At 47.1% G+C, this 25,438-nt stretch carries 28 protein-coding genes; 19 read left to right on the top strand and 9 right to left on the bottom strand.

Going from position 1 to position 25,438, the window contains the following annotated elements:
- The first annotated feature begins 13 nt into the window (after nucleotides 1-13).
- The 7 genes from ACYVF1_RS20740 to ACYVF1_RS20710 all read left to right on the top strand — a co-directional run bounded on the left by ACYVF1_RS20740 (nucleotide 14) and on the right by ACYVF1_RS20710 (nucleotide 5,375).
- A complete protein-coding gene (locus tag ACYVF1_RS20740) occupies nucleotides 14-493 on the top strand; it encodes a hypothetical protein (protein WP_461082409.1) in 480 nt (159 codons plus the stop codon).
- A 19-nt stretch (nucleotides 494-512) separates the two neighbouring features.
- Nucleotides 513-1,760 carry a serpin family protein gene (locus ACYVF1_RS20735; protein WP_461082407.1) on the top strand — a complete coding sequence of 416 codons (1,248 nt, stop codon included), beginning with the start codon at nucleotides 513-515 and terminating at the stop codon, nucleotides 1,758-1,760.
- A gap of 160 nt (nucleotides 1,761-1,920) precedes the next feature.
- On the top strand, nucleotides 1,921-2,376 hold the full coding sequence (locus ACYVF1_RS20730; RefSeq protein ID WP_461082405.1) for an META domain-containing protein: 456 nt from the start codon (nucleotides 1,921-1,923) through the stop codon (nucleotides 2,374-2,376).
- A 98-nt stretch (nucleotides 2,377-2,474) separates the two neighbouring features.
- A complete protein-coding gene (locus tag ACYVF1_RS20725) occupies nucleotides 2,475-2,801 on the top strand; it encodes a hypothetical protein (RefSeq protein ID WP_461082403.1) in 327 nt (108 codons plus the stop codon).
- A gap of 131 nt (nucleotides 2,802-2,932) precedes the next feature.
- The gene (locus ACYVF1_RS20720) at nucleotides 2,933-4,219 is read left to right on the top strand and encodes an LVIVD repeat-containing protein (protein ID WP_461082401.1); all 1,287 of its coding nucleotides are present in this window, start codon (nucleotides 2,933-2,935) and stop codon (nucleotides 4,217-4,219) included.
- Between the two features lie 13 nt (nucleotides 4,220-4,232).
- Entirely contained in the window at nucleotides 4,233-4,811 is a 579-nt protein-coding gene (locus ACYVF1_RS20715; protein ID WP_461082399.1) for a hypothetical protein, read from the top strand.
- A gap of 366 nt (nucleotides 4,812-5,177) precedes the next feature.
- A complete protein-coding gene (locus ACYVF1_RS20710) occupies nucleotides 5,178-5,375 on the top strand; it encodes a hypothetical protein (protein ID WP_461082397.1) in 198 nt (65 codons plus the stop codon).
- Nucleotides 5,376-5,477: 102 nt separating this feature from the next.
- Here the strand turns inward: ACYVF1_RS20710 and typA are convergent, their stop codons facing one another.
- Complete coding sequence (gene typA, locus ACYVF1_RS20705; RefSeq protein ID WP_461082395.1) at nucleotides 5,478-7,292, bottom strand: translational GTPase TypA; 1,815 nt, start codon at nucleotides 7,290-7,292, stop codon at nucleotides 5,478-5,480.
- 228 nt (nucleotides 7,293-7,520) lie between these two features.
- Nucleotides 7,521-7,727 carry a hypothetical protein gene (locus tag ACYVF1_RS20700; RefSeq protein WP_461082393.1) on the bottom strand — a complete coding sequence of 69 codons (207 nt, stop codon included), beginning with the start codon at nucleotides 7,725-7,727 and terminating at the stop codon, nucleotides 7,521-7,523.
- A 77-nt stretch (nucleotides 7,728-7,804) separates the two neighbouring features.
- Here ACYVF1_RS20700 and ACYVF1_RS20695 point away from each other — a divergent pair, with 77 nt between their 5' ends.
- Nucleotides 7,805-8,212 carry a gamma-glutamylcyclotransferase family protein gene (locus ACYVF1_RS20695; RefSeq protein WP_461082391.1) on the top strand — a complete coding sequence of 136 codons (408 nt, stop codon included), beginning with the start codon at nucleotides 7,805-7,807 and terminating at the stop codon, nucleotides 8,210-8,212.
- Nucleotides 8,213-8,238: 26 nt separating this feature from the next.
- Here the strand turns inward: ACYVF1_RS20695 and ACYVF1_RS20690 are convergent, their stop codons facing one another.
- From ACYVF1_RS20690 to ACYVF1_RS20680, 3 genes are read right to left on the bottom strand one after another with little or no spacing between them, the layout of a single operon-like run.
- Complete coding sequence (locus ACYVF1_RS20690; RefSeq protein WP_461082389.1) at nucleotides 8,239-9,183, bottom strand: polysaccharide deacetylase family protein; 945 nt, start codon at nucleotides 9,181-9,183, stop codon at nucleotides 8,239-8,241.
- 6 nt (nucleotides 9,184-9,189) lie between these two features.
- Nucleotides 9,190-9,609 (bottom strand): rRNA maturation RNase YbeY, encoded by a 420-nt coding sequence (gene ybeY, locus ACYVF1_RS20685; protein WP_461082387.1) that lies wholly within the window; start codon nucleotides 9,607-9,609, stop codon nucleotides 9,190-9,192.
- Nucleotides 9,606-10,127, bottom strand: a complete 522-nt coding sequence (locus ACYVF1_RS20680) for a GNAT family N-acetyltransferase (RefSeq protein ID WP_461082385.1) — start codon at nucleotides 10,125-10,127, stop codon at nucleotides 9,606-9,608. Before ACYVF1_RS20680 ends, ybeY begins: the two co-directional genes overlap by 4 nt.
- 77 nt (nucleotides 10,128-10,204) lie before the next feature.
- Here ACYVF1_RS20680 and ACYVF1_RS20675 point away from each other — a divergent pair, with 77 nt between their 5' ends.
- The 3 genes from ACYVF1_RS20675 to bioD all read left to right on the top strand — a co-directional run bounded on the left by ACYVF1_RS20675 (nucleotide 10,205) and on the right by bioD (nucleotide 13,219).
- Nucleotides 10,205-11,236: a zinc-binding dehydrogenase gene (locus tag ACYVF1_RS20675; protein ID WP_461082383.1), complete on the top strand. Its 1,032-nt coding sequence runs from the start codon at nucleotides 10,205-10,207 to the stop codon at nucleotides 11,234-11,236.
- Nucleotides 11,237-11,418: 182 nt separating this feature from the next.
- Nucleotides 11,419-12,600: an aminotransferase class I/II-fold pyridoxal phosphate-dependent enzyme gene (locus ACYVF1_RS20670; protein ID WP_461082381.1), complete on the top strand. Its 1,182-nt coding sequence runs from the start codon at nucleotides 11,419-11,421 to the stop codon at nucleotides 12,598-12,600.
- A complete protein-coding gene (gene bioD / locus ACYVF1_RS20665) occupies nucleotides 12,587-13,219 on the top strand; it encodes a dethiobiotin synthase (RefSeq protein WP_461082379.1) in 633 nt (210 codons plus the stop codon). Before ACYVF1_RS20670 ends, bioD begins: the two co-directional genes overlap by 14 nt.
- Nucleotides 13,220-13,233: 14 nt before the next feature.
- On the opposite strand, the gene ACYVF1_RS20660 is transcribed toward bioD, so the two are convergent.
- Nucleotides 13,234-14,067: an aminotransferase class IV gene (locus ACYVF1_RS20660; RefSeq protein WP_461082377.1), complete on the bottom strand. Its 834-nt coding sequence runs from the start codon at nucleotides 14,065-14,067 to the stop codon at nucleotides 13,234-13,236.
- Between the two features lie 142 nt (nucleotides 14,068-14,209).
- Nucleotides 14,210-16,603, bottom strand: a complete 2,394-nt coding sequence (locus tag ACYVF1_RS20655) for a TonB-dependent receptor (protein ID WP_461083563.1) — start codon at nucleotides 16,601-16,603, stop codon at nucleotides 14,210-14,212.
- A 252-nt stretch (nucleotides 16,604-16,855) separates the two neighbouring features.
- On the opposite strand from ACYVF1_RS20655, the gene ACYVF1_RS20650 reads away from it, so the two are divergent.
- The 7 genes from ACYVF1_RS20650 (at nucleotide 16,856) to serS (ending at nucleotide 22,067) form a co-directional block, all read left to right on the top strand.
- Entirely contained in the window at nucleotides 16,856-17,089 is a 234-nt protein-coding gene (locus tag ACYVF1_RS20650) for a DUF4926 domain-containing protein (protein ID WP_461082375.1), read from the top strand.
- A 76-nt stretch (nucleotides 17,090-17,165) separates the two neighbouring features.
- Nucleotides 17,166-17,861, top strand: a complete 696-nt coding sequence (locus ACYVF1_RS20645) for a tetratricopeptide repeat protein (protein ID WP_461082373.1) — start codon at nucleotides 17,166-17,168, stop codon at nucleotides 17,859-17,861.
- Between the two features lie 248 nt (nucleotides 17,862-18,109).
- Complete coding sequence (gene ribH, locus ACYVF1_RS20640; RefSeq protein ID WP_461082372.1) at nucleotides 18,110-18,610, top strand: 6,7-dimethyl-8-ribityllumazine synthase; 501 nt, start codon at nucleotides 18,110-18,112, stop codon at nucleotides 18,608-18,610.
- 87 nt (nucleotides 18,611-18,697) lie between these two features.
- The gene (locus ACYVF1_RS20635; RefSeq protein WP_461082370.1) at nucleotides 18,698-20,023 is read left to right on the top strand and encodes an aspartate kinase; all 1,326 of its coding nucleotides are present in this window, start codon (nucleotides 18,698-18,700) and stop codon (nucleotides 20,021-20,023) included.
- A gap of 60 nt (nucleotides 20,024-20,083) precedes the next feature.
- Entirely contained in the window at nucleotides 20,084-20,392 is a 309-nt protein-coding gene (locus ACYVF1_RS20630) for a nucleotidyltransferase domain-containing protein (protein ID WP_461082368.1), read from the top strand.
- On the top strand, nucleotides 20,389-20,781 hold the full coding sequence (locus ACYVF1_RS20625; RefSeq protein WP_461082366.1) for a HEPN domain-containing protein: 393 nt from the start codon (nucleotides 20,389-20,391) through the stop codon (nucleotides 20,779-20,781). The genes ACYVF1_RS20630 and ACYVF1_RS20625 overlap by 4 nt, the downstream gene beginning before the upstream one ends.
- A complete protein-coding gene (gene serS, locus ACYVF1_RS20620; RefSeq protein ID WP_461082364.1) occupies nucleotides 20,781-22,067 on the top strand; it encodes a serine--tRNA ligase in 1,287 nt (428 codons plus the stop codon). Before ACYVF1_RS20625 ends, serS begins: the two co-directional genes overlap by 1 nt.
- Here the strand turns inward: serS and ACYVF1_RS20615 are convergent.
- Both ACYVF1_RS20615 and ACYVF1_RS20610 read right to left on the bottom strand, forming a co-directional pair.
- Nucleotides 22,064-22,339: a hypothetical protein gene (locus ACYVF1_RS20615; RefSeq protein ID WP_461082362.1), complete on the bottom strand. Its 276-nt coding sequence runs from the start codon at nucleotides 22,337-22,339 to the stop codon at nucleotides 22,064-22,066. The two genes, serS and ACYVF1_RS20615, sit on opposite strands and share 4 nt — an antisense overlap.
- A 79-nt stretch (nucleotides 22,340-22,418) precedes the next feature.
- A complete protein-coding gene (locus tag ACYVF1_RS20610) occupies nucleotides 22,419-23,696 on the bottom strand; it encodes a DUF349 domain-containing protein (protein ID WP_461082360.1) in 1,278 nt (425 codons plus the stop codon).
- Nucleotides 23,697-23,770: 74 nt separating this feature from the next.
- Between ACYVF1_RS20610 and ettA the strand changes: the two genes are divergently transcribed.
- Complete coding sequence (gene ettA / locus ACYVF1_RS20605) at nucleotides 23,771-25,438, top strand: energy-dependent translational throttle protein EttA (RefSeq protein WP_461082358.1); 1,668 nt, start codon at nucleotides 23,771-23,773, stop codon at nucleotides 25,436-25,438.

Genomic DNA, 25,438 nt, shown 5'->3' with positions numbered 1-25,438 from the left:
ACAAACAACGATTATGAAACGTCTTGGAAATCTTTTCGCCGTAACGTTGCTCTTCGTTCAATGCAGCAGTAACGTTGATTCTCTGAATCCAGAAAATCTCAATACAGATTTAATTGTCCGTAGTGGCACATCGTTTGGCTTCTGCGTTGGCTATTGTTATAAGAATTACGTTTTCGATAAAACCAACGTAACACTCAACGAAATCGGGGGAGGTCGTCAGACAACTCCACTTGAGCCTCGAAATTGCTCGTTTACCATTAGCGAAGCCGACTGGAATGCCGTAAAAGCGGCTGCTAACGTGGATGAGTTCAACAAACAACCCGAACGAATTGGTTGCCCGGACTGCGCCGACGGTGGTGCGGAGTACATCGAACTGGAGCTCAGCGGCCAGAAACACCGGGTTACGTTTCCCTATAATGGAACAATCCCTGGTTTCGAGGGACTTGTTGAAAACCTGCGGAAGCTTCGGGAGACGAAGGCAGCGTGTCAATAACAACAAATCATAATGAACCATGAGAACGAATCTTTTTTCGGCCGTAACCGTACTGACAGGCAGTCTGTTGCTGTTGGCGGTGAGTTGCAAAAACGCCGACGTATCACCGGGGGACGGAGGTACTAGTACGGCAGAGAATTTGCGCGTTTCGACCCCATTTGCGAATCAGACAACGCAATTCGCGTTCGACCTGGCCAAGCGTGTAAGCGTGAAGGAAGGTACTGCTAAAAACGTATTTATTTCGCCCCTGAGTCTTCATATCGCGCTGGGCATGGTGCTGAATGGAGCAAACGGTCAAACGGCGCAGGAGATTCAGAAAACGCTGAAACTGGATGCGCAGACGCTGGCCGAAGCCAATCAGACGTATCAGAATCTGATGGAGAATCTGCCCGGCGTGGACCCCAAAGTGACATTGAGTCTGGCTAATTCGGTCTGGTATCGCAATACGTATCCGGTGTCTACTACGTATCAGGATTTGCTGAAGCAGTCGTTCAAGGCGGAGATTGCTGCCAAAGATTTCAATAGCCCATCCACGCTAAGTGATATTAACAGTTGGGCGAGTCAGAAAACAAACGGTAAAATTCCAAAAGTGATTGACCAGATCAATCCGGATAACGTACTGTTTCTGCTGAACGCGCTGTATTTCAAGGGCGACTGGAAATCGCAGTTCAAGCCAGAGTTAACGGTCGATTCGCCCTTTAAACTGGCTTCGGGTGGTCAGACGACGGTGAAAATGATGCGTCAGAACATGGCTATGCGTCGGGCATTTCATCCCACTTACGGCGCCTTCGAGCTTCCTTACGGTTCTGATAAGTATGCCATGACGGTATTACTGCCCGCCGAAAATTCATCGGCCGACGCTTTGCTGGCCAGCTTCACTGAATCCGACTGGACGCAATTGCAAAAAGACATGACAGAAGCCACCGTCGATTTTGGTTTGCCGAAGTTTACGATGGATTATGAAATTACGCTGAACGACGTATTGCAGGGTATGGGTATGCCCACTGCATTCACCGATGGAGCTGATTTAAGCAAAATAAGCACGGCCACCGGCTTAAAACTCAGTTTCGTGAAGCAGAATACGTTCGTTGCGGTAGACGAAAAGGGAACCGAAGCGGCCGCAGTTACCAGCGTCGGGGTTGTCACTACGTCGGTGCCTATGCCAACGCTGTGTAATCGTCCGTTTGTGTTTGTTATTCACGAAAAAACGTCGGGTACGGTTTTGTTCGTTGGGAAAATCGCGAATCCAACCGTATCGAAAAATTAATTTGTTTTTCGTCCGCATAACAAAAAACGGCTTGATAACTAAGGCAATAGAGGTTTGGCAAGAAGGTTGTTTGGCCTTACACTAAAAGTCAACCATTCAACTTGTTGAGCAGTTGTACCTTTATAACTCCAACTATTTTTTGCCATAAACTATGAAAGTCATGAAGTCATTTAGAAGTGCATCGTTTCTACTTCTTTCGCTGATCAGCCTGCTCACGCTCACTCAGTGCAGCAAAAAAAATGATGACCTATCGCCGAAAATTGCCACCCTGCTCGGCAACTGGCAACTGGTAGACCCAACGTCGGCCTATGAAGTAAACCTGAATTTCACGCTGGACGAAAAAAATCCGCCTAACGACGTAACGCCCCTGTTTGGGGGCGGCCGTTCGCCGGTTAATGAATACAGTGCGCGTTTTTTCGCTACGATTGATGGCATGATGGTCGTTGATCCCATTAGCTCAACCAAAGTAGGGGGCGAACCAGCCGCCATGCAGTTTGAGCAAGCGTATTACACGAACCTGAAAGCCGTTGTTCGGTACGAGTTAACAGCCGATCAACTCAAGCTGACTTACGGTGGCGACAAACCGGGAGAGCTGGTTTATAAACGAGTGAAATAGCGATGAAAAGATACCGACTAGCTTCTTCCAGCCTTTTGTTAATCCTGCTGGTCTTCAGCTGTGAACGGCCTATGTGTGGCTGTGTAATTCCTTCTCCATTGTCTGGAGAATGGACGCTAGTTAGTATTACGTATCCGATGACCAACAAAACGGTTACAGCAGCCGAAGCCGGTTATTCAGAAACGCTGACGTTTACGGGCTCTTACGAAGGGGGTACGTTTCAACAGGTACGTAACGGAGTTGCTAAACCATCGACGTCATTTTCGCTATCTGGTGGCAGCGATGCTCAAGGCACTATTTTTTACTCAATCGATTCGACGGAGCAACCTTTCCGCCGGGTTGACAAGACACTGTATTTATCGGAACGTGTCCCAAAAGGAGCCACAATTGCCGATGGGGCAACGTATCAGTATCAACGACAATAATTGCTTAACTTTTTGTGTAAGATTAACATTACCCGGCCGTAGTTAAGACAGCCGGGTAATTTTTTTGCTACGTCTTCCAACGCTTTTAACGTATTGAGAATCTTACATTCATAACCTCACCTTTTGGCGCTATGAAAGCAAATCGTCTACTTTTCCTGCTTATTGTTCCCCTGTTTTGTCAAACTAGTTGTACTGACCGTTGCGAGGAAACGCGCACGTTTCGCCGATATACGCCCGTTACGTTAACCTTAACCCAAGTTCGTGAAGGTGTTCGGGTTGAAGAAGCCCGCGATCTGAAACAGCCCGGGAAAATCTACACCAAAAGTGGCTACCTGTTTATCAATGAACTAAAAGAAGGGATTCACATCATTGATAACCGCGACCCGTCTGCCCCTAAGAAGATTGCTTTTTTGCGGATTCCAGGCAATGGCGATATGGCCGTTCGCGACAACATTCTGTATGCCGATAGCTATATGGATTTAGTAGCTTTCGACATCACCAATCCGGCACAACCTAAAGAAGTAAACCGGGTACAGTCGGTATTTACGAATGGGCAGTTTGAAGGAGGCTGGTGGAACGTAAATGCCCAAACGCTGACACTGAGCGATCAACGGGTGGATTACGTAACGGAGACAAGAAAAACCGACTGCGACGTAGCGGGTTCGTCAGGCTGGTCTAGTTGCCCAACTTGTATGATCGACATGGTGTTTGCATCGGCTAGTTCCGACAGCAAAGTAGCACCGGGCAACAATGGTACGGCGGGTTCGATGGCGCGATTTGCCCTATACAACAACTTTCTGTACACGGTCAGTCAGTCGGACATGCAGTTGTTTAATATCCAGAATGCAGCGAATCCGAAGCAGAGCAGCCGTGTGAATCTGGGCACAGGCATCGAAACTATCTTCCCGTATAAAGACAAGCTATTCATCGGTTCACAAACCGGAATGCTGATTTACGATAATTCGAATCCGGCCAATCCGACCCGCCTTTCTACGTTCCAGCACGCGCGTGTCTGCGATCCGGTAGCTGTAAACGGCGATATTGCCTACGTAACGTTACGTAATGGAACCCAGTGCGGAGGTTATACCAATCAGCTCGACGTAGTAGATATCAGCAGCTTAACGGCTCCTCGACTGATTAAAAGCTATCCGATGGAGAATCCGCACGGCCTGGGTGTCGATTTCCCAAATCTATTCATCTGTGAAGGAAAGTACGGTCTAAAAACGTTCGATGCTACGTCGGCGCTCGATGTTAAGCAAATGGAGCATCTGACTGGCCAGGATGCTTACGATGTGATTCCGCTGAATAAAACACTTCTGATGATTGGTAAAGATGGCCTCTACCAGTTCGACTACACGAACCCAGCCCAATTACGCCAGCTCAGCAAAATTATGGTCAGCCGGCCCTATGCTTTATAAACCATCCTGTATTATGAGAAAAATAGCACTCATTCTGGGCTGGCTGGTTCCTGTTATGGCCATGGGACAAACGACTCCGTTTAAACCTGTATTTACCAACATGACCGAAATCGGCGCGCTGTTCGGACAGGTGAAATTTGGTACTCAGGGCGCAGAGACGGTATCGAAACGGGTCAATCTTACGGCACAGACGTTTAACGGAATCCAACTGAATCCACGACTGGCGGTTGGCGCTACGGTTGGTGTCGACTGGTATAATGCTGCTTTACTGACGCCTGTTTGCGCCGGTGCCCGTTACGACCTCGCCCGCCCCAATAATAAAAACTTACGCGTTTTTGCCAGTCTGGATACGGGTTGGGGCTTTACCTGGCTCAATGAGGATGCAGCGGGTTATAAAACAACGGGCGGCTGGGTCATTTCGCCAGGAATTGGCTTCCGGATTGGAAAAATTTCAAACTCTAACTTCGTGATGGCCCTAAGTTACAAACGGCAGGAAGCAGAAGCAGATAAAGCCTTGTTCGTTAACGAATTAGCTAAACATGAAACGCGTGTTTACAATCGTGTGGCAGTTCGATTAGGAGTTAGTTTCTGAATGAAAACCTTAAATCTAGGTTGGTAGTATCTTAAATTTCTTAACAATTCGTAGGGCGGCCGGTTATCTTATCGATCAAACGTTGAAAACTCTATCGAATTGATTAGTTTTTACCTTATCTGTTTTCATCCATACTATCTCCTTGGTTGCAGTTTTTTTACACTACGTCATAAAAATTTAATAGACAAAGTGTCACCTTTTGGGGAGTAATGCAGTCTCAACGTGGCTGAACAGTTTAGCGATAGGAAACCGTTCAATAAGTGGTCTGTAGCATATGCATAACGTATCTATAACTTGGTGCAGAATTAACAGATTTCTGGATCAACACATGCATATCTGCACTTTTTAGTAAGCAAAACAACCGTTATGAAAAAGATTATGATGGCCCTCATTGGTATCTCACTTTTTGTGGCAGGCTACTACCACAAACGTCGGCAGGCGGAGTATATGGCCGCTCAGAATGCAGAGGTAAAACCTGTAACCGTAATGTCTCCCTTAGTTGTTCCTGTTAGTTCACGTCCAACATTTGCATTTAGTTTAGGTAGTACTGGCTGGAGGAAGTAGTTACTAAATCTGTTGAATCTGGGTTTTCTAATTTGATTGACTTATACAAAAAATCCCCGACCACATGGCCGGGGATTTTTTTATGCATTGCATGGCAAATTTTTAAGCCATTGCGAATTTACTTTCGTTCCGTTTCCGCTCGTTTTCATCGAGGAAAATCTTACGCATTCGAATCGATTTGGGCGTAACTTCCAGATATTCATCTTTCTGAATATACTCCATCGACTCTTCGAGCGAGAAACTGATTTTTGGCGCGATTTTTACGTTATCGTCCGAACCCGACGCACGCATGTTCGTCAGTTTTTTCGCCGTTTGAACGTTCACCACGATGTCGTTCTGCCGATTGTGTTCGCCAATAACCATGCCGGTGTAGATTTCTTCACCTGGCTCTACGAAGAACCGGCCCCGATCCTGCAGTTTGTCAATCGAGTAAGCCGTTGCCTGGCCTGTCGTCATCGAAATCATCGAACCGTTGATACGCTCTGGAATAACGCCCTTAAATGGCTGATATTCTTTGAATCGGTGGCTCATCACAGCTTCACCATACGTAGCGGTCAGTACGTTCGAACGTAAACCGATCAGGCCGCGCGACGGAATTTCGAACTCAAGGTGCTGTAAATCACCTTTTGGCTCCATAATCAGCAGTTCGCCTTTGCGCTGGGTAGCCAGTTCGATCACTTTACCGGCGGTTTCTTCCGGTACGTCAACAACCAGTGTTTCGATGGGTTCGAGTTTCTGGCCGTTCTCATCTTCTTTATACAACACCTGCGGCTGGCCAACTTGTAATTCGTAGCCTTCGCGACGCATGGTTTCAATCAATACTGAAAGGTGCAGAATACCCCGGCCATACACCAGGAAGCGATCTTCACTGTCAGTATTCTCGACCCGTAGCGCCAGATTTTTTTCGATCTCTTTGTATAACCGATCACGTAGGTGGCGCGACGTAACGAATTTGCCCTCCTTGCCGAAAAACGGTGAGTTGTTGATGGTGAAGAGCATATTCATCGTCGGCTCATCAACCGAAATCCGGTCGAGTGCTTCTGGATTATCGTAATCGGTCAACGTATCACCAATTTCGAAATCTTCCAGACCCGTTACGGCGCAGATGTCGCCACTGCTTACTTCGGCAACTTTCTGTTTACCCAGTCCTTCAAACGTCTGCAGTTCCTTGATACGTACCCGCTTCACCGTACCATCGGCTTTCATCAGGCCCATGCTGGCACCTTCTTTCAACGTACCACGATGTACACGGCCGATAGCGATACGACCCACGAACGACGAATAATCGAGCGAGGTAACCTGCATTTGCGGTAAACCTTCGTTCACCGGTGCAGCCGGAATTGTCTCAATAATCGTATCGAGCAGATACGTAATGTTATCGGTTGGCTTCTGCCAGTCGGGGCCCATCCAGCCTTGTTTCGACGAACCATAGACCGTTGGGAAATCGAGTTGATCTTCGGTAGCACCAATGTTGAACATCAAATCGAACACCTGTTCGTGCACCTCATCGGGACGGCAGTTTTCTTTGTCGACTTTGTTGATGATCACAATTGGCTTCAGGCCCAGTTGTAGGGCTTTGGTGAGCACGAAACGGGTTTGCGGCATGGCACCTTCAAAGGCATCGACCAGCAGACAAACGCCATCGGCCATTTTCAGCACGCGCTCTACTTCTCCCCCAAAATCACTGTGGCCCGGTGTATCGATGATGTTGATTTTAACATCTTTGTAACGTACCGATACGTTCTTCGACACAATGGTAATACCCCGTTCGCGTTCCAGATCGTTATTATCCAGAATCAGGTCGCCAAATTCCTGATTATCCCGAAAGATTTTGGACGCATGAATAATCTTGTCAACCAGCGTAGTTTTACCGTGGTCGACGTGGGCGATGATTGCTATATTGCGAATTGATTGCATACGATGTCTTAGTCTCAGAACCAGGATTTTAGCACGATTATAAGGATTGAACAAGATTAGCAGACGCTGTAATGGTCCTGTAAATCTTTCTAATCTTGTTAAAATCCTGGTTCAGGGCGCAAAGGTACGAAATTTTACACTGAAACACAGATTTTTACAACTAATAAAACGAAAAAAGGCCCGTCTGAGGGCCTTACTATGATATAAATCCAATTTCTTAACAGTTGCTTAATGATTTGGGCAACCACAGGGGTTTTTCTTCCGAAAAAGACCTGTGTTAAACAGACCTCCGCGCTTGGGTTTATAGCCTTTCCGCTTGCGTTTGAAGATGGCTGTTTCAGAGGGCGAAGCCGAGGAAGACGCCATTGTTTCGAACGGAATCTCTACCAGCACCAGCGACGCGGCTATCATCAGAATTACTTTTGTCTTTTTCATGTCATCAACCCGTTTCAAACGTAACGCTAAATTAGTGATATTAGTCCATACGCCAGGCGCAAATTTTTGAGTTTTCGATGATGCAGGACGCTGATTATCTGTTTGTCTACGGTACGCTACGTGCCTCCTTCCAGAATCCATTTGCCCAATATCTTCACCAGCATAGCCAATACGTTGGCGAAGGTAATTTTTCTGGTCAGCTTTTCGACATCGGTACGTATCCGGGCGCTATTTATCAACCTGACAGTGGCAGTTTTGTTCGGGGCGATATTTATGAAATCCGCCAGCATAAGGCTGAGCTATTGCTACGTCTGGATGAGTACGAAGGAATCGGTGCTACGTTCGAGCAACCACACGAGTACATTCGAGTTATCGTTCCCATTAATTGTGCTGGCGAAACGCTACGTTGCTGGATTTATTTGTACAATTTCCCTTCTAATGAATTAAGAGTAATTGAATCAGGAGATTACTTGAAAAAGTTATAGAGTTATAAGGTTATTGGATTATAACTCTATAACTTCCTGTTCGCCAGCTCATCAACCATCGCCGGAACTTCAGGCTCGCCTTTAAAAAAAGCCCCTTTCTTTCCCTTCGTCAGCGCCCAGCGGTGCAGCCACGAAATCCCACCTTTTCCATAAAATCGATCATCTGTTTTATAAGCAGAATCAGTCAATGCTTCGCTCAATGGGATGAATCTGTAGCCGCGTTGCTTCAGTCGTGCAAACAAAGCGCCCAGGTAATCAGCGTTGATAGTGTTGGCGTGAATTAGCAAGGTTTGCTTAATCGGCCGACCGAAAAGTGAATCGCTCTGTGCTTCGTAATAGGCCACGCAGTCAGTCATGTACTCAACGTAGCGTTTACCCACCTGCGACGACAGCAACGTATCCCCAAGCAGCAATGCGTTGTCGTAAGCTCTGGAAAATAGCCAGTCCGAATTATCCACCGTAACGGGCGCTTCCAGATAGCCACGTTGTTTCAAAAACGCTTCGAGTGAATCCTTTTTAGCTTGCGTATCGCCTTTTCGCAAATAGGGATGCCTGAAAAACCGAAACGGTTTACGCTGATTTTGGACAAGGTTTTTGACCATATTCTCACCAGAAATAACATCGTTTTTCATTTCTTCGAACGTAACGAGATTATAATCTTTGTGCGCGAATGTGTGATTTCCCAGCTCTAAACCTGCGTTCAACCACATGGATAACAGTTTGATAGCGTTCGGATCTGGTTGTGCATCATGTTGTAATTTACCAGCAATGACGAAGCCAATGGCCGGAACCTGGAACGTAGCACAATGAGCCAGCAACTTTTGCGTCAGCTGTTTTTGCCCATCAAGTGTAACGTAGTAGCTCGATACGGTTGGCAGATCATCAATAGTAATCGCAATTTGTTTTTGGCTATAACCTAACGAGGTAATTCCTAGCCACATTGCTAGCAGCAATCGAACGTTATGTATCATTGGCTATTAAATCGCTAGATGGCTTATCCAATCATTTTCTTTGGCACGCATTTGTGCTTCTTCTTCATCAGTTTTGTCGCCGTAGCCACAGAGATGAAGCAAGCCATGCGCCAAGACCCGATGCATTTCCTGTTCGGGCGAATGGCCTAACTGAGCCGCATTATCGACTACCCGTTCGACACTAATGAAAATATCCCCCTCGATTTTACCTTCTTCATCGCTTTGATCGAATGTAATGATGTCGGTATAATAATCGTGCTGGAGATAGTCCCGGTTTACCTGGAGAACGTAGTCGTCGGAGCAGAAAATGTAATTCAACTCACCAACGGAATAACCTTCTCGTGTAGCCTGCTCTTTGAGCCATTTACGAACGGCCTGTTTTTGAGGAAGTTTAAACGGTACGTCCTCGTTGAAAAAACGAATCATAATAGTGTTGTAATATCTGGCCAAACGTAACGGCAGCAGTCTGTAAAGCTTCCGTCAGGATTCTTGACAGAAACTTCTTCCTGATTAACTGCACCGAGCCCTTCGTAAAATTTTCGGGCGCTCGTGTTTTTCACCAGCACCCACAGATAAAAGCTGGAATCGGCTTGTTCGCGATACGCCCAGGTCGCCGTTCGCCGAATTAGTTCAGTGCCAATTCCACGTCCTTTGTGCTGTTTGTGAACATGCAGATTGTCGAGCAACGTTCCCCAGATAGTATTGTCGTGGGCATAAGCGCAGGCAAAACCACAAATTGTTTCGTTATCTGACGCTACAATAACGTACTGGTTATCTTTGGGTTGACTCAGCCGCTGCTGCCATACAACCCGACGGTTTTCTACTACGTGGTTATCCAGAAATTCATCGCTCCATATTCCTCGGTAATTTTGCTGCCAGCTAAGGCTATGCAACTGCGCTATTGATTCAGCGTCTGCTGGAGTTGCTTCCCGATACGTTATCATTACGTTCGCTAATTTGCGACAAATCTACAGGCCGGCGGTGGCGTAACCAATTTATCTTATTGCTTGAATTACTCATTATGAAAGCGATTTATCTGGAAGGAATTCACCAACCCATTCAATACACTGACCGGCCCATGCCCACTATTGGGGCTGGCGACGTATTGATAAAGCTTCACGCTGCTGCGCTCAATCACCGCGACGTTTATGTTCAGCAAGGGCTTTATCCGGCTATCAAATTGCCCGTGATTTTGGGATCTGATGGTGCAGGAATTGTAGAAGCCGTTGGTGAACATATTGATACGTCTTGGCAGGAGAAGGAAGTAGTTATCAACCCAGCGTTGCATTGGGGCGGAAATCCAGCGTTTTATGGTTCAGATTTTCGAATACTTGGTATGCCTGATAATGGTACGTTTGCTGAATACGTCGCTATTGACGCACGCTACGTTCACCTTAAACCCGAACATCTTTCGTTTGAACAGGCAGCTGCTTTTCCGCTGGCGGGTCTGACCGCCTGGCGAGCTCTTATGACGCGGGCCGGTTTAAAAACCGGAAATGCTACGTCGCCGGAGAAGGTTTTAGTTACGGGAATTGGCGGTGGGGCTGCGTTGTTCGCGCTGCAGTTTGCCGTAACGTCGGGGGCCGAAGTGTGGGTGACGTCAGGTTCGGATGAGAAGTTAGCAAAAGCCAAAGCGTTAGGTGCCGTTGGCGGCATTAACTACCGTGAACCCGATTGGCACAAAACGTTAATGGCACAGACCGGTGGCGGACGTAGCGGTTACTTCAACGTCATTATCGATAGCGCAGGTGGCCCTGGTTTTGCCAAACTGATCGACGTAGCAGCACCGGGAGGACGTATCGCTTTTTTCGGAGGCACCACTGGAAATATTACTGACGTAGTACCACCCAAGGTGTTTTTCAAGCAGCTTTCCATCTACGGCACCACGATGGGTACTGAATCTGAATTTGCGGCTATGATGACTTTTATTGCAGCTAAAAAAATCGTCCCTGTAATCGACACCGTTTTACCACTAGCCCATACTGAACAGGCTATGCAAAAAATGAACTCGGGAAATCAGTCCGGTAAAATCATCCTAAAAATTGGCAGTTAACTTATAGCCTAAGTAATTGTTTACAAGTATTTTAGGCCGTTACCTAAGTTTTTATTGCGTAATCCACAATCTGAAAGAGTTATCCACAGCCCGAATGTGGATAACTCTGTAGTTACACACATTTTCCGATTTCAAGGGTATACTTACCCGATCATTTCATTTAGTCGCTTTACCTTTGCGACATGGGTCCTTCCAGAGATTCAATAATTACTACACTGTCAGACCGACTGGCGAATTATGAACAGGCAGGTCTGCTACGTCAGCTCCGTACGTCGGATGGGCTAGTGGATTTTTGTTCAAACGATTACCTGGGTTTTGCCCGTTCACTCGAATTAAAAAGAGCTATTCAGCAGGCCGACGTAGCAATAACCGACCGGACTGGCGCTACCGGCAGTCGGTTGCTGGCTGGCCAGTCAACCTTGGCCGACGAAGTTGAGCAGGAATTAGCCAGGTTTTATCAAACTGAATCCGCGCTTGTTTTCAATTCGGGCTACGACGCCAATCTTGGCTTGCTGGCCTGTCTGCCTAAAGCGGGTGATACGTTGCTGACCGATTCGCTGGTACATGCGAGTATGATTGACGGAGCGCGATTGTGTTATGCCACTCGCCATCGTTTTCGCCATAACGATCTTGAAGACTTAGAAACCAAGCTTCAGGAAGCAACCCCAAATCGGCCAGAAGGGCAACTGTTCGTTGGAGTAGAGTCGGTTTATTCGATGGATGGCGACGTAGCACCATTACTTCAGCTAGTTGATCTTTGTGAGCATTACGGGGCCAACCTGATCGTTGACGAAGCACATGCAACGGGCATTTATGGCCCCACAGGCGAAGGGTTAGTGGTTGCGTTAGGCTTGCAGGATCGAGTGCTGGCTCGCGTGCACACGTTTGGAAAAGGGCTCGGCGTTCATGGCGCGGCTGTTGTTGGTCCGGCCGCGCTACGTAATTATCTGATTAATTTCGCTCGTTCTTTTATCTATACAACTGCCCTCCCCCCGCATAGCCTGCTGGCGATATGTAGCGCTCATAACTACCTGAAAACGAACCTATACGCTCGGCAACTATTGCAGAACAGGCTCGCTTATTTCCAAAAATTTTCACGGGAATTATTACCAGATAGTGTGTGGACCGATAGTCAGTCGCCCATTCAATGCCTGATTATTCCGGGTAATGAATCAGCGCGTTACGTTGCCAATGAAGCCCAGAAAATAGGATTAGACGTACGGGCCATTCTTAGTCCGACAGTTGCGGCTGGACAGGAAAGGCTACGTATCTGTATCCACGCGTTTAATACGAATGAGGAAATCGATCAATTATTGACGGTCTTACAAACTGCGCTACGTTATCAGTCCCATGAATCCTACTAGTGAACCACTTAAATTGATCGTTGCGGGCATTGGCACCGAAATCGGAAAAACAGTTGCATCAGCAATTCTAGTCGAAGCGCTTCAGGCTGATTACTGGAAACCTATTCAGTCGGGAGCTATAACTGACTCAGACACAAATACAGTACGTCAGTTAATAAGCAATCCGGTTTCGCAGTTTCATCCGGAAACGTATCGGCTAAAGGAACCTTTGTCGCCCCACGCGGCTGCCGAACTGGATGGTATCACAATTGACCCAAGTATCGTTACGTTGCCCCAAACAGATAACGCATTAGTTGTTGAACTGGCTGGGGGATTGATGGTGCCGCTCAATGATACGTTCCTGAATATTGATCTTGTACAGAAATTTGGTTTACCAGTTGTGCTGGTGTCGAAAAATTACCTGGGAAGTATAAACCACACTCTGCTATCAGTTGAAGCCTGCCGAAATCGGCAAATTCCGCTGTTAGGACTCATTTTTAACGGACCTTCAAACCCGGCTACTGAGGAGTTTATTCTTTCCTATACGAAACTGCCCTGCCTTGCAAGGATTCAGGAAGAAACGGAAATTACGCCTGAAGTTATTAAGCGATACGCTGCTGGAATTGAATTGTCATGCTGAGAAACGAAGCAGAATCACCAATTTCTCCTCAGCTCATCGAACTGCTGCAACAGGAATTTTGAGGTTGGCCCTACGTGCCCGTCAGCAATGGTCAGGTCGCCGATTTGAACAATGGGAAGTACTTTTTTGGTGGAGCTGGTCGTGAACGCTTCGTCGGCGTCGTAGAGTTCGGAGAGCAGAACAGGCCGTTCTACTACCTGAAAATCGGCTTGTGCCAGCTGCATCACCGTACGACGAGTTATACCGTGAAGAATATACCGGTTGGGCGTAACGAGCTGATTACCTTTAACAATAAAGAAATTACTACGGCTCAATTCACTGATTTCGCCCCCTTTCTGATACAATAAATCCGACGCACCGGCAGCTCGTATCGCTTCGGCCATCAGGATAACGCGCTTGTAATCTGTGCTTTTTACCTCCGCCATCTCGCGCACGTATTCGTCCAGAATCACCTTGATACCTTGCTCGTATTGAATAGGCGGAACCGGGTGGATGGTTTCGGCCAGAATGAGCAGGTTCGGCCGTTCGACAGTTATTCCATCGGCAGAATACCCACCTGTCATCACAAACCGAAACGCCATATTTGCAGGAGCCCCGGCATCGGCGCTACGTTCGATAAGGTCCATGATGATTCCGAAGGTTTCATTTTTGGTAACGGGCAGGGGCAAATGCATCCGCATGGCTGAATTCTGAAAACGTTCCCAGTACCAATCCCACTGAAACGGTTTGCCGTTATAGGTCAGGAAGTAATCAAACAGACCATACCCGCGGAGCAGGCCGATGTCTGTGATGCCCACCGCGATCTGATCAGTTGGGGCAATTGTGCCGTTGAAATAGCCGTAATACATAATACGTCGTCTATCAATTCAGCGGCAAAGGTACGTCAAATGGATGGAACGCCCGGAATTTCAATCGTTTAAAATCGGTACAAACAACGAATGCCACTACGTCCCCGAAATGGCATTCGTTGTACGCTTTGATCAACACTCATTAAAATCGCAAACGCAGTCCCACCAGAATGTTACGTCCGGCCTGGGGGTAGTAATAATTTTCGTTTACCACTTTTCCTTCGGAGAAGTACGTGTATGCGAAGCCATTCGATTCATACAACGTATTCAATACGTTATTGCAGAGGAACGTAACGGCGATTTCCTGCGCGAAGGATGGCTTTAGGGTATAAATCGCCCGAATGTCGTTCGTAAAATATGCGTTTATAATACGTCCCTCATTCGACGTATTATCCAGATATTGCCTGCCAACGTATTTCGACAACAAGCTCAATTCCAGCCCTTTAACGGGTGTGTACATTAGTTGCGAGCCAGCAATCAAGTTTGGCGAAAACGAAATATCCGTCTGACTGTATTGGCGAGCCACTTGGGTTCCATCATCATAGTTGTCCAGATATTCGGTGAAATTCTGCACCCGGTTGCGGCTGAACGTAGCATTCACGTTCCAGCGGAGTTGTTTAGCTAATCGGACTCCCGCTTCCAGTTCAATTCCAGCCCGGTAGCTCACCGGAATGTTAATGCGGTTATACGCACCGACGTCGTTCAGCTGACCCGACAAAACCAGTTGGTTTTTGTAGTCCATATAATATAGGTTGGCCGTGAACGCCAGTTTTTCCGTCTGTAGTTTATAGCCAGCTTCGTAATCAATGAGTTGTTCTGCTTTGGGTCGGCTTTGCGGTGTCGACTGGGTATAATCATCTCGGTTGGGTTCGCGGTGGCCCACGCCTACCGAAGCGTAAAGAGTCGCCTGGTCGTTCAGGGTATACGTAACACCCGCTTTGGGATTGAAAAACGTTAGGTTAGCCTCCTGCTGTACGTTCTGCAATTGACTGTTAAATCCCAGAAATGAATACCCCACACTACGTACCTGCACATCCAAAAAGCTGTTCAGACGATTGCTGAACTGATAAAAAGCTTTTGCGTAGAGGTTAAAATCTGTCTTGAGCGCGTCATCGTCGTAATAGTGCTGGCGGATGTTGGTATTTCCGGCCACCCGTGCCCAAATAATCTCGCCGAAATGTTTTCCGCTGTATTGATTCCAGCCACCGCCGATGTTGGCCGTTAGTTTACCGAAGCTGTTGTAATCGAGCGAAAAAACGGTCCCGTAGAAATTATTGTCGAGCCAGCGACGGCGGATGAAGTCCGTTTTGGTGATAGTTGAATCGCCAATTACTACGTTCGGCAGGCCGTATTTACTGTAGCTGTCGTCGGGTCTGAATTGCTCATAATAACCGCGGCCTTTCGTATAAAAAAACGATACGTTCAACCGCCAGTTTCGGCTCAGTTCGTGCGACGTAATGAGCTGATAATTATCCTGTTGATAGTTATCGGTTTCATTGTCGTACGTGTAACCATTATACGTACGGTTCGTTTTTAACAAACTTTCCGGCACACCGCCCCACGACTGATACGTTTGCTCCTGTCCCGAAAAAGCGTTTAACCGGAAAAAACTCTTTTTGGTGTAATAACCGCCTGAAATATAGAACGAACGGAGATCAGAGAAAGCGCGGTCAACGTAGCCATCGGAGTGGATTTTTGACAGGCGAGCATCCAGCACAAAATGTCCATTCAGCAGCCCCGTTCCGGCTAGTACGTTCACTTTTCGCGTACCGAACGAACCGACCGATACGTTGGTTTCGGCATACGGCTTTTCTTCTAGTTTGTTAGTCTGAATGTTTACGGATGCACCAAACGCACCCGCCCCGTTCGTCGACGTACCGACGCCCCGCTGAATCTGCACCGTACTGACTGACGACGCAAAATCGGGCATGTTCACAAAAAACGTCCCCTGCGATTCGGCATCATTATACGGAATACCGTTGAGCGTTACGTTAACCCGCGTCGCGTCGGACCCACGTATCCGGATTCCCGTGTAGCCCACACCCGCCCCCGCATCGGACGTAGTGACGATGGACGGCGTAAAATTGAGCAGTTGCGGAATATCCTGCCCCAGATTCAGTTTGTTCAACTCCTGCCGCGTTACGTCGGTATACGCAATCGCCGACTTCTGATTGGCCCGCGTGGCGCTAACTACTACTTCATCGACAGCCACCGCCGTTTTGGACAATTTAACTGACAACGTAGCATTTTGTGTGAGATCGACGACCTGCACTTGCGGCTCGTAACCTAATAAAGACACACGTAGCGATACGTTCCCCGGCTTCAGATTGGTGAGTTGGAACGTACCGCTGGCATCTGTAAACGTGCCTTTGTATGTTCCTTCGATAACAATAGCGGCACCGGGCAACGTACCGCCATCAGCATCGTTGACCGTACCGGAAATGGTTAATTGCGCCCAGGCGGGCAGTGTCGACAGGCTAAATAAGCCCGTCAGCAATAAATAAGCGAAAAATCGCGCAATCGTACCTTTTTTCATCATTGAAAAAGAGTTACGATAGGCAAGGGGCCAAACCTACCTTTGGTTGGTATAGTTTTTGCAAAAGCTCATAGAGTTACATCTGTGAGCACATTTCCCTTCGCAGCATTACCCGCGCAGGTTCAATGGGTATAATCTCAGCCCGTTGTTTTAGGGCACCCCTAAGAAGATTAGCTGCGGCAAAGGTAAATTATTTTTAACAAAACAAGTCCAGACATCGACCGTTACTTTATTAAACACCTATCACTACGTATGAGCGAATTTGATTTGGTTGTATTACAGGAAGATATCGCCAACGGACGATTGAAAGTAGGCGACGTAGGTACTATTCTGACCGTATATAATAATGGTCAGGCGTATGAGGTTGAGTTTGTGACGCTTACGGGCGAAGCTATTGCCATTGAAACGTTATTGGCTAGCCAAATCAGACCTGTGCGAGCTTCTGAGGTGCTGGCAGTACGCGATATGGCGGTATATGCCGACTAAAAAACGTAAATATTTCAGACTTAGGCTTTTTCACGAAAGTAAATATTCCTAATTTTGCAGTCCAAATTGCAAAAGCATGAGCAAGAAGAATAGCGGATTGGAGTTTTTGGAAGATCCGGATGCATTAGCCGGCCAGTTTGAGCGGGCTGAAGATTTTTTTGACCAGAACCGAAATATCGTTTTAGGCGTGTTGGGTGGTATTGTGCTGTTGGTTGTTGGCTTCTTTGGCTATCGCTACTACATCAGTACTGAGGATTCAACTGCACAAACCGAAATGTTCCCAGCGGTTTACCAACTCGAAGCCGACTCGCTTAAGAAAGCGTTGAATGGCGATGGCAAAACGGCGGGGTTACTTTCAGTAGCTGAAAATTACGGTTCTACCCCCGGTGGTAATCTGGCTGAGTTTTACGCTGGCCTTGCCTTGCTTAAACAAGGTAAATACGACGACGCTATCTCTCATCTGAGTGATTTCAGTTCGTCGGATCTGCTGGTGCAGGCACGTGCCTATGCCCTTATTGGCGATGCCAACATGGAGAAGAAAAGCTTCGAAGAAGCGGCCAGCTACTACCGCAAAGCAGCTGATTATAAAGCTAATAAATATTTTACGCCCGGCTATTTGTTGAAACTGGCGGTTGCTTATGAGCAAGCCAAGCAAAATGACAAAGCTATCGAGGCTTACGACGAAATCATTGAAAAGTACGGCCAGTCGTCAGAAGCGGTCAATGCCAAGAAGTATAAATCCATGCTCGAAGCAACGGTCGGCGAGTCGTAAGCGTACTTGAACTTTCAATACTGCAAAAGGACAAAGCCGACCCCGGTTTTGTCCTTTTTTCATTTCTGAACCGGGATTTAGCTGATTTAAGGATTAAAAAAGATTTTGCCTTCTACAATTATTGCGCTTCAACGAAGCGAAAAACAAAATCGTGTAAATCCTTAAATCAGCTAAATCCCGGTTCAGACAATCCTGAAAATCATTACAATCCTTAAAATCCCGCCGGGCCGCCGGAGCGGTTCAGAATTATGGCTTCTGCCCAAAAAAACCTGAGTGTCTTTTCAACGGACGAATTACCGGATATCAGTGATCGCCGGTTTGCTATACTGGTTTCCGAATGGAACAGTGAAGTTACTGAAGCGCTATTTTCGGGAGCATATCAAACGTTGCTTCAACATGGAGCTAAGCCTGAGAACGTAATTCGGGGTAACGTACCGGGTAGTTATGAATTAAGTCTTGGTTCGCAGTGGTTTGCTCAGCGCGATGATATTGATGCCGTGATTGCTATTGGTTGCGTCATTCAGGGAGAAACAAAGCATAATGATTATATAAACCATGCTGTAGCTCAAGGGCTTACGAATGTTGGATTAAAAACTGGAAAGCCGGTCATTTTTGGTGTCTTAACCCCCAACGACCAGCAGCAAGCTCTTGACCGGGCGGGCGGTATTCACGGAAATAAAGGCGATGAAGCGGCCATTACCGCCATCAAAATGATTGGATTACAACAACAGGTTTATAGTAAGTTTTAAAGAGCGAAAGGGCGAAAGAGTGAAAGAGCGTTTAGATGCCAACCACTCATTCGCTCTTTCACTCATTCACTCTTTCACTCTTTAGAAATGCAAGTCTGGAAATTTGGTGGTACGTCGGTCGGAAAGCCCGAGCGCATGCAGTCGATACGTAGTCTGGTTACTGAAGACAGCACATCCAAGATTGTTGTTCTGTCGGCGCTGTCTGGATCAACCAACGCTTTATTGGCTATTGGCGAATCGTTGAAAGCGAACAATGATGCTGACGCTCAGGCCAAGATTGATACGTTGAAAGCTCACTACGATAATTTTATTGGTGAGTTATATAAAACGGAAGCGGGTAAGGCTGCCGGGCAGAAAATAATTGAGAATGAGTTTTCTTTCATCCGCTCGCTGGCAACGATCAAACCCTTCACGCTGAAGCAGGAGAAAGAACTTGTCGCGCAGGGCGAACTGCTAAGTACGCAAATGTTTCAGGCATATCTGGTTGAAGAAGGCGTCTCATCGGCGTTGTTACCCGCTTTGGAATTCATGCGGATCGATGCTGATAATGAGCCTGAAATTCAATTTACGCAGAATAAACTGGCTGAATTATTATCGCAGCATGCTGATAAACATATCATTGTTACGCAGGGCTTCATTTGCCGGAATCCGCGTGGTGAGGTTGATAACCTGAAGCGGGGGGGGTCTGATTATACGGCTTCGTTGATTGGTGGCGCTATTAAAGCCGAAGAAATTCAGATCTGGACCGACATTGATGGCATGCACAACAATGACCCACGTATCGTGAAAAATACGTTCCCGGTTCGTGAACTGACTTTCGATGAAGCGGCAGAACTGGCGTATTTTGGCGCAAAAATTCTGCATCCATCGACGATTACGCCCGCCCGGATGTTTGGCGTACCGGTACGTCTGAAAAATACGATGGAGCCCAGTGCGCCCGGTACGTTAATTGCCGACCGCACCTCGAGCGAAGTGTTCAAAGCGATCGCAGCCAAAGATGGCATTACGGCTCTGTACATTCACTCGACCCGTATGCTGAATGCGTATGGTTTTCTACGTCGGATTTTCGAGATTTTCGAGAAGTACAAGACGCCCGTCGATATGATCACTACGTCGGAAGTGTCGGTATCCGTAACGATCGACAATACCGAACGTATTCAGGAAATTACGGATGAACTCAATACGTTCTGTACGCTCGAAGAACCCGATTACGACCAGACTATTATCTGTATAGTCGGTAATTTTAGTGCTGATAATCAGGGAGTAGCTGTTCGAGTTTTTAACGCCCTGGAAAACATTCCGATTCGGATGATTTCGTATGGCGGCACCGAAAGTAATCTGTCCTTATTGGTGCATGGAAAATATAAAGCCGACGCGCTAAATGCGTTGAATGAGGGTTTATTTTCGGTATAAATTTGCTACGTAATGTAGCACTTGTGGTTATCTTAGTGAATTCATTAAAGCCTAACAAGCATGACTGACGAAGTGTTCTTACAGGAAGTGAAGCGATACGTTCAGGAAGTCGATCCACAGGCCGAAGTGTGGTTGTTTGGCTCGCGAGCTCGTGGCGACGCCCGCAAAGATTCCGATTGGGACTTTTTAGTGCTTACTAATAAAGCAGTTAATCGATCCTACAAAAAACTTGTTCGGGATAATCTGTTTTTTTTGGGATTAAATAGTGAACGTGTCATTGGAACCGTCATTCAAAATAAAGCTGCTTGGAACGATCTGGCAGTAACGCATCTCTATCAAAATGTCAGTCAAGATGGACGGATATTATGAGTAAAACTAAAGATGACATTATTGCCTTTCGCTTGATAAAAGCGGATAAAGATTTAAAGGCTGCTAAAACGTTGATGGCAGCTCAAGATTGGGAAGTTGCCATTAATCGTTTGTATTATGCCGCTTTCCACGCCGTGTCTGCTTTACTTTTCAAGAATGACATAAAAGTAAGAGCACATTCCGGGGCAAAAGCCATGCTGGAGTTGCATTTTGTTAAAACTGGATTTCTATCGGTTGAGTGGGGCAAATTTTACGCAGAGTTATTTAATGAACGTAATGACAGCGATTATGAAGATTTTGCCATCTTCACCGAAGAAGACGTAACACCATTATACCCCAAGGCCGAAGAATTTATTGACGTTATAAAACGCCTTATCATTACAACCTGATGCTTCAACTTGCTTTCATTCGTGAGAACAAAGAAACCGTATTGGCCGGTCTTCAAAAACGGAACTTTGCCAATGCGCCCGACGTCGTTGAGCAGCTACTAACGCTCGATCAGCAACGACGCGATACCCAACGTGAACTTGACGATGTATTATCTCAGTCGAACGCGAAGGCGAGCCAGATTGGGGCGCTGATGAAAAGTGGTGACAAGGCTGGTGCAGAAGCGACTAAAGCTGAAACAGCCGAATTGAAAGTACGTTCTAAAGATCTCGCTGAATCGCTACGTCAGGTAGAAGCTGATTTACAGAACGTATTGGTTACCGTTCCGAACATTCCGCATAGCAGCGTACCAGCGGGACATAGCGCCGATGATAACGAGGTTGTTTTAGAGCACGGCGAGAAACCTATGCTTCATGACGGCGCACAACCTCACTGGGAACTAATCAAAAAATACGGACCCGATGGCGGACCACTCATTGATTTTGAGTTAGGCGTTAAGATTTCGGGTGCGGGCTTTCCGGTATATCGGGGAAAAGGTGCGCGGCTCCAGCGGGCCATGATTAACTTCTTTCTGGACGAAGCCTTGAAAGCGGGTTACGCTGAAGTTCAGCCGCCGATTGTTGTCAATGAAGATTCTGGTTTCGGCACGGGGCAGTTGCCGGACAAGGAAGGTCAAATGTACTACGTTACTGAAGACAAACTATATCTGATTCCCACAGCCGAAGTTCCAATTACCAATCTGTATCGCGACGTCATTTTGCCTGAGAACCAGTTGCCGGTTAAGAATGTGGGTTATACCCCCTGTTTCCGGCGCGAAGCGGGTTCCTGGGGTGCACACGTGCGCGGGCTAAATCGGCTGCATCAGTTTGATAAGGTAGAGATTGTTCGCATTGAGAAGCCCGAAAATTCGTACGCAGCATTGGAAGAAATGAGTCAATACGTTCAGGGATTGCTCCAGAAACTGGAATTGCCGTATCGGGTGCTACGTCTCTGTGGGGGGGATATGGGCTTTACGTCGGCGCTGACGTATGACATGGAAGTATGGTCGGCGGCTCAGCAGCGGTGGCTGGAAGTGAGTTCTGTATCTAATTTTGAAACATATCAGGCCAACCGGCTCAAGCTACGTTCTAAAATCGAAGGAAAAATGCAGCTTATGCACACGCTCAATGGTTCAGCACTGGCGCTGCCACGGATTCTGGCGTCGATTTTGGAAAACAATCAGACGCCAGATGGCATTCGTATCCCGAAAGTGCTGGTGCCCTATTGTGGATTTGACGTTATCGACTAACAATCACAAGAGTAATTTGCGTACCCTGGATAACGGGGCGATAATTTACCCGAAATACTGATGACGCGGTCGAGCGGAATGGTTTCGCCCGTAGCCAGTTCGAGCCATTCCGCACCGTCGGCCCAGGTGAGTTGTTTAATCAGCACGTCTGTTTTGATAAACTCGTTCAGGTCGGTTAGGTACTCAAGCCGGACGAATTTGCCGGGAATAATAGCCGAACGAAAATCGGCATCTGAAGGCAACGTAGCAAAGTTATTCAGGTTCGTTTCCATACCTCAATAACAAGTTCATAAAACGAAACGTGCCACGTAATACTACGTGGCACGTTTCGTTTTTATTGATACGTATAGACTAATAACCAGCCGTTTCCAGTTGTTTTTGCAACTCGCGAAGAATAGTTTCTTTCATCGCGATTTTACGTTTCTGGGTATTAATTTTGTTTAGCACCTGCTTATCGGCATCGTTGTTCGGATCGAGGCCGTCGGCATCCTGAAGCGCAAATTGTAAGTCGCTTTTCTCCCGTCTGACGAGGTATTCCATTTCCCGAATTTTGGTCCGAATCTGCTCGCTCTGGCTTTTAAGCTCGAAAGCAGGGTATTTTCGGGTAATGACCCGACCAAGATAGCTGAGCTCGAAAATCTTGTCGCAAGCCGCTCGGAAACGCTCGTTCAGGTTTTTATCCTGCATTTTGAACGGAACCCGAATCTCTTTCCAGCTATTGAGCAACACTTTCGCCCGTTCGGCAGCCGCAAAAATGTCGGACTGTTTGGACAGTCTTTCGACCTCGTCGGCCATTTTCATCTGCGCTTCGATCCGCGGGTCAATTTTTTTCTCGATAACTATGCCCTTCGCGTCGTTGTACTTCGTGTAGAACATTGTTGTGGCTTTCTTGAACTGCTTATACAGTTTGCCACTTTTCTTAATGGGCACTTCGCCCACTGCTTTCCAGGCGTTGTTCAACCGGCGTACTTCCTGAAAAGCAGCATCCAGATCGCCCAGTCGATTCGCTCGGAAAGCCAGCCGAATCAGTTCATCGTACTTATCCAGACGTTCCTGAATAATCTTGTTCTGCTCATTGAAAAACTCGCGCCGACGCTGGAAAAAGCTGTCCAGCAATTGCTGGAATCGCCCTTCAATTTCTGCATCCGACGCTTTTTCAACAGGTCCCGTCTTGATCCATTTCGTCTTGATTTCCTGCAAGGCATCAGCGGTTGGTCGCCAGTCGTTGCTATCGACAATGGCTTCTGCTTCGGCGATTAGTGCCTGCTTAATCTCAAGATTTTTGCGTTGATTAACTGTTATTAGATCTGCTAACAGTTTTTCTTGCTCGTCCAATCGGTCGAGCAGGGGCAAAAAGTCGCCGAGCGCATCGAAGCCGATGAGTTTTTTGCGGAGTTGAACCAGTTTTGTCAGATAAGAGCCCTTGTTCTGGGCTTCTTCGATGTCCTTTTCGAGCTGACTAACTTTGTTCTCCGCAATGATGAAGCGGTTCTTAAAATAATCGAGCGCTTCCTGCTCCGTGCGTTTTACTTCGCCAATCTGGCGGTCTTCATATTCCAGGTAGCCTTTCAAAAATACCTTTCCGTCTTTGACGTAACCGTATTCGTCTACCAGTGAAGCGTTTTCCATTAATGTACTTGGTTAAGGCTGCGCTGTAGGTTAATTTTGAGGATTGTTGCCAACCACAAATCTATTAGAAATTAATGAGTCAGGAAACCATAATTTTCTCGATGGCAGGCGTGAGTAAAAATATTCCGCCAAACCGACAAATCCTAAAGAATATATACCTTTCCTTTTTTTATGGTGCCAAAATAGGCGTTTTAGGATTAAACGGTTCGGGGAAATCTACATTGCTCCGCATCATTGCAGGTATAGACAAAAATTATACCGGAGAAGTTGTTTTCTCGCCAGGATATTCTGTGGGCATGCTCGAACAGGAGCCAAAATTCGAACTGGGCAAGACGGTTCGTGAGGTAGTAGAGGAAGGCGTGCAGGAAGTAGTTAACCTTCTGAAAGAATTTGACGAGATCAACGAAGCCTTCGGTGACCCCGATGCTGATTTTGACAAACTAATTGAGCGTCAGGGAGAAGTACAGGAAAAACTAGATCATTACAACGCCTGGGAACTCGACCAGAAACTCGAACGGGCGATGGACGCGCTACGTTGTCCACCGCAGGAAGCGATCATTGATAACCTATCCGGCGGTGAAAAACGTCGGGTTGCCCTTTGTCGATTATTGCTTCAACAACCCGACGTATTACTTCTTGACGAGCCCACCAACCACCTTGATGCTGAATCGGTTCTCTGGTTGGAAGAACATTTGCGGCAATATCCCGGCACGGTTATCGCCGTTACGCACGACCGGTATTTCCTGGATAACGTAGCAGGCTGGATTCTTGAACTCGACCGGGGCGAGGGTATTCCCTGGAAAGGAAATTACTCGTCGTGGCTGGATCAAAAACAGCAGCGCTTAGCTAAAGAAGAAAAGTCGGAATCGAAGCGCCAGAAAACCCTGCAACGCGAGTTGGAATGGGTACGTATGGCCCCCAAAGCGCGTCAGGCTAAGTCGAAAGCCCGTTTGGGCGCTTACGAACGACTGCTTGATGAAGACAATCGCCAGAAAGAAGAACGATTAGAAATCTTTATTCCATCAGGGCCACGACTGGGCGCGAAAGTGATTGAGGCCGAGGACGTATCAAAAGCGTTCGGCGACCGACTCCTATTTGAGCACCTGGGTTTCCGATTGCCGCAGGGCGGTATCGTCGGAATTATCGGCCCCAACGGAGCGGGTAAAACGACACTCTTCAAGCTGATTACGGGCCGTGATAAACCAAATACCGGTACGTTCGACGTGGGCGAGACCGTGAAAGTGGCTTACGTTGATCAGGAACACGACGGGCTCGACCCCAACAAAACCGTTTTTGAAACGATTGCGGGCGGTAATGAATGGATTATGCTGGGCGGCAAACAATCGAACGCGCGTGCATACGTGAGTCGGTTTAATTTTGCCGGTGCCGACCAGGAGAAGAAAATCGGTACGTTATCGGGTGGGGAACGTAACAGGGTTCACTTGGCCATGATTCTCAAGGAAGGTGCTAATCTGCTTTTGCTCGATGAGCCAACCAACGATCTTGATGTCAATACGTTACGTGCTTTGGAAGAAGGGTTGGAAAACTTCGCCGGTTGCGCTGTAGTCATCAGTCACGACCGCTGGTTCCTCGACCGGATTGCGACGCACATTCTGGCCTTCGAAGGCGATTCACAAGTATACTGGTTCGAAGGTAATTTCTCGGAATACGAAGAAAATCGACGCAAACGCTTGGGTACCGACGCAACACCAACGCGGATTAAGTATAAGAAGCTCGTCTAA

The sequence above is a fragment of the Spirosoma flavus genome (assembly GCF_054778555.1).
Note: the sequence above shows the minus strand (reverse complement) of the source record. Positions and strands in the feature narration are given on the sequence as shown.

Bases quoted from the DNA above. Each gene is read 5' to 3' on its own strand.
- ACYVF1_RS20740 (WP_461082409.1), top strand. From the start codon at position 14: ATGAAACGTCTTGGAAATCTTTTCGCCGTAACGTTGCTCTTCGTTCAA.
- ACYVF1_RS20735 (WP_461082407.1), top strand. From the start codon at position 513: ATGAGAACGAATCTTTTTTCGGCCGTAACCGTACTGACAGGCAGTCTG.
- ACYVF1_RS20730 (WP_461082405.1), top strand. From the start codon at position 1,921: ATGAAGTCATTTAGAAGTGCATCGTTTCTACTTCTTTCGCTGATCAGC.
- ACYVF1_RS20720 (WP_461082401.1), top strand. From the start codon at position 2,933: ATGAAAGCAAATCGTCTACTTTTCCTGCTTATTGTTCCCCTGTTTTGT.
- ACYVF1_RS20715 (WP_461082399.1), top strand. From the start codon at position 4,233: ATGAGAAAAATAGCACTCATTCTGGGCTGGCTGGTTCCTGTTATGGCC.
- ACYVF1_RS20710 (WP_461082397.1), top strand. From the start codon at position 5,178: ATGAAAAAGATTATGATGGCCCTCATTGGTATCTCACTTTTTGTGGCA.
- typA (WP_461082395.1), bottom strand. From the start codon at position 7,292: ATGCAATCAATTCGCAATATAGCAATCATCGCCCACGTCGACCACGGT.
- ACYVF1_RS20700 (WP_461082393.1), bottom strand. From the start codon at position 7,727: ATGAAAAAGACAAAAGTAATTCTGATGATAGCCGCGTCGCTGGTGCTG.
- ACYVF1_RS20695 (WP_461082391.1), top strand. From the start codon at position 7,805: ATGATGCAGGACGCTGATTATCTGTTTGTCTACGGTACGCTACGTGCC.
- ACYVF1_RS20690 (WP_461082389.1), bottom strand. From the start codon at position 9,183: ATGATACATAACGTTCGATTGCTGCTAGCAATGTGGCTAGGAATTACC.
- ybeY (WP_461082387.1), bottom strand. From the start codon at position 9,609: ATGATTCGTTTTTTCAACGAGGACGTACCGTTTAAACTTCCTCAAAAA.
- ACYVF1_RS20680 (WP_461082385.1), bottom strand. From the start codon at position 10,127: ATGATAACGTATCGGGAAGCAACTCCAGCAGACGCTGAATCAATAGCG.
- ACYVF1_RS20675 (WP_461082383.1), top strand. From the start codon at position 10,205: ATGAAAGCGATTTATCTGGAAGGAATTCACCAACCCATTCAATACACT.
- ACYVF1_RS20670 (WP_461082381.1), top strand. From the start codon at position 11,419: ATGGGTCCTTCCAGAGATTCAATAATTACTACACTGTCAGACCGACTG.
- bioD (WP_461082379.1), top strand. From the start codon at position 12,587: ATGAATCCTACTAGTGAACCACTTAAATTGATCGTTGCGGGCATTGGC.
- ACYVF1_RS20660 (WP_461082377.1), bottom strand. From the start codon at position 14,067: ATGTATTACGGCTATTTCAACGGCACAATTGCCCCAACTGATCAGATC.
- ACYVF1_RS20655 (WP_461083563.1), bottom strand. From the start codon at position 16,603: ATGAAAAAAGGTACGATTGCGCGATTTTTCGCTTATTTATTGCTGACG.
- ACYVF1_RS20650 (WP_461082375.1), top strand. From the start codon at position 16,856: ATGAGCGAATTTGATTTGGTTGTATTACAGGAAGATATCGCCAACGGA.
- ACYVF1_RS20645 (WP_461082373.1), top strand. From the start codon at position 17,166: ATGAGCAAGAAGAATAGCGGATTGGAGTTTTTGGAAGATCCGGATGCA.
- ribH (WP_461082372.1), top strand. From the start codon at position 18,110: ATGGCTTCTGCCCAAAAAAACCTGAGTGTCTTTTCAACGGACGAATTA.
- ACYVF1_RS20635 (WP_461082370.1), top strand. From the start codon at position 18,698: ATGCAAGTCTGGAAATTTGGTGGTACGTCGGTCGGAAAGCCCGAGCGC.
- ACYVF1_RS20630 (WP_461082368.1), top strand. From the start codon at position 20,084: ATGACTGACGAAGTGTTCTTACAGGAAGTGAAGCGATACGTTCAGGAA.
- ACYVF1_RS20625 (WP_461082366.1), top strand. From the start codon at position 20,389: ATGAGTAAAACTAAAGATGACATTATTGCCTTTCGCTTGATAAAAGCG.
- serS (WP_461082364.1), top strand. From the start codon at position 20,781: ATGCTTCAACTTGCTTTCATTCGTGAGAACAAAGAAACCGTATTGGCC.
- ACYVF1_RS20615 (WP_461082362.1), bottom strand. From the start codon at position 22,339: ATGGAAACGAACCTGAATAACTTTGCTACGTTGCCTTCAGATGCCGAT.
- ACYVF1_RS20610 (WP_461082360.1), bottom strand. From the start codon at position 23,696: ATGGAAAACGCTTCACTGGTAGACGAATACGGTTACGTCAAAGACGGA.
- ettA (WP_461082358.1), top strand. From the start codon at position 23,771: ATGAGTCAGGAAACCATAATTTTCTCGATGGCAGGCGTGAGTAAAAAT.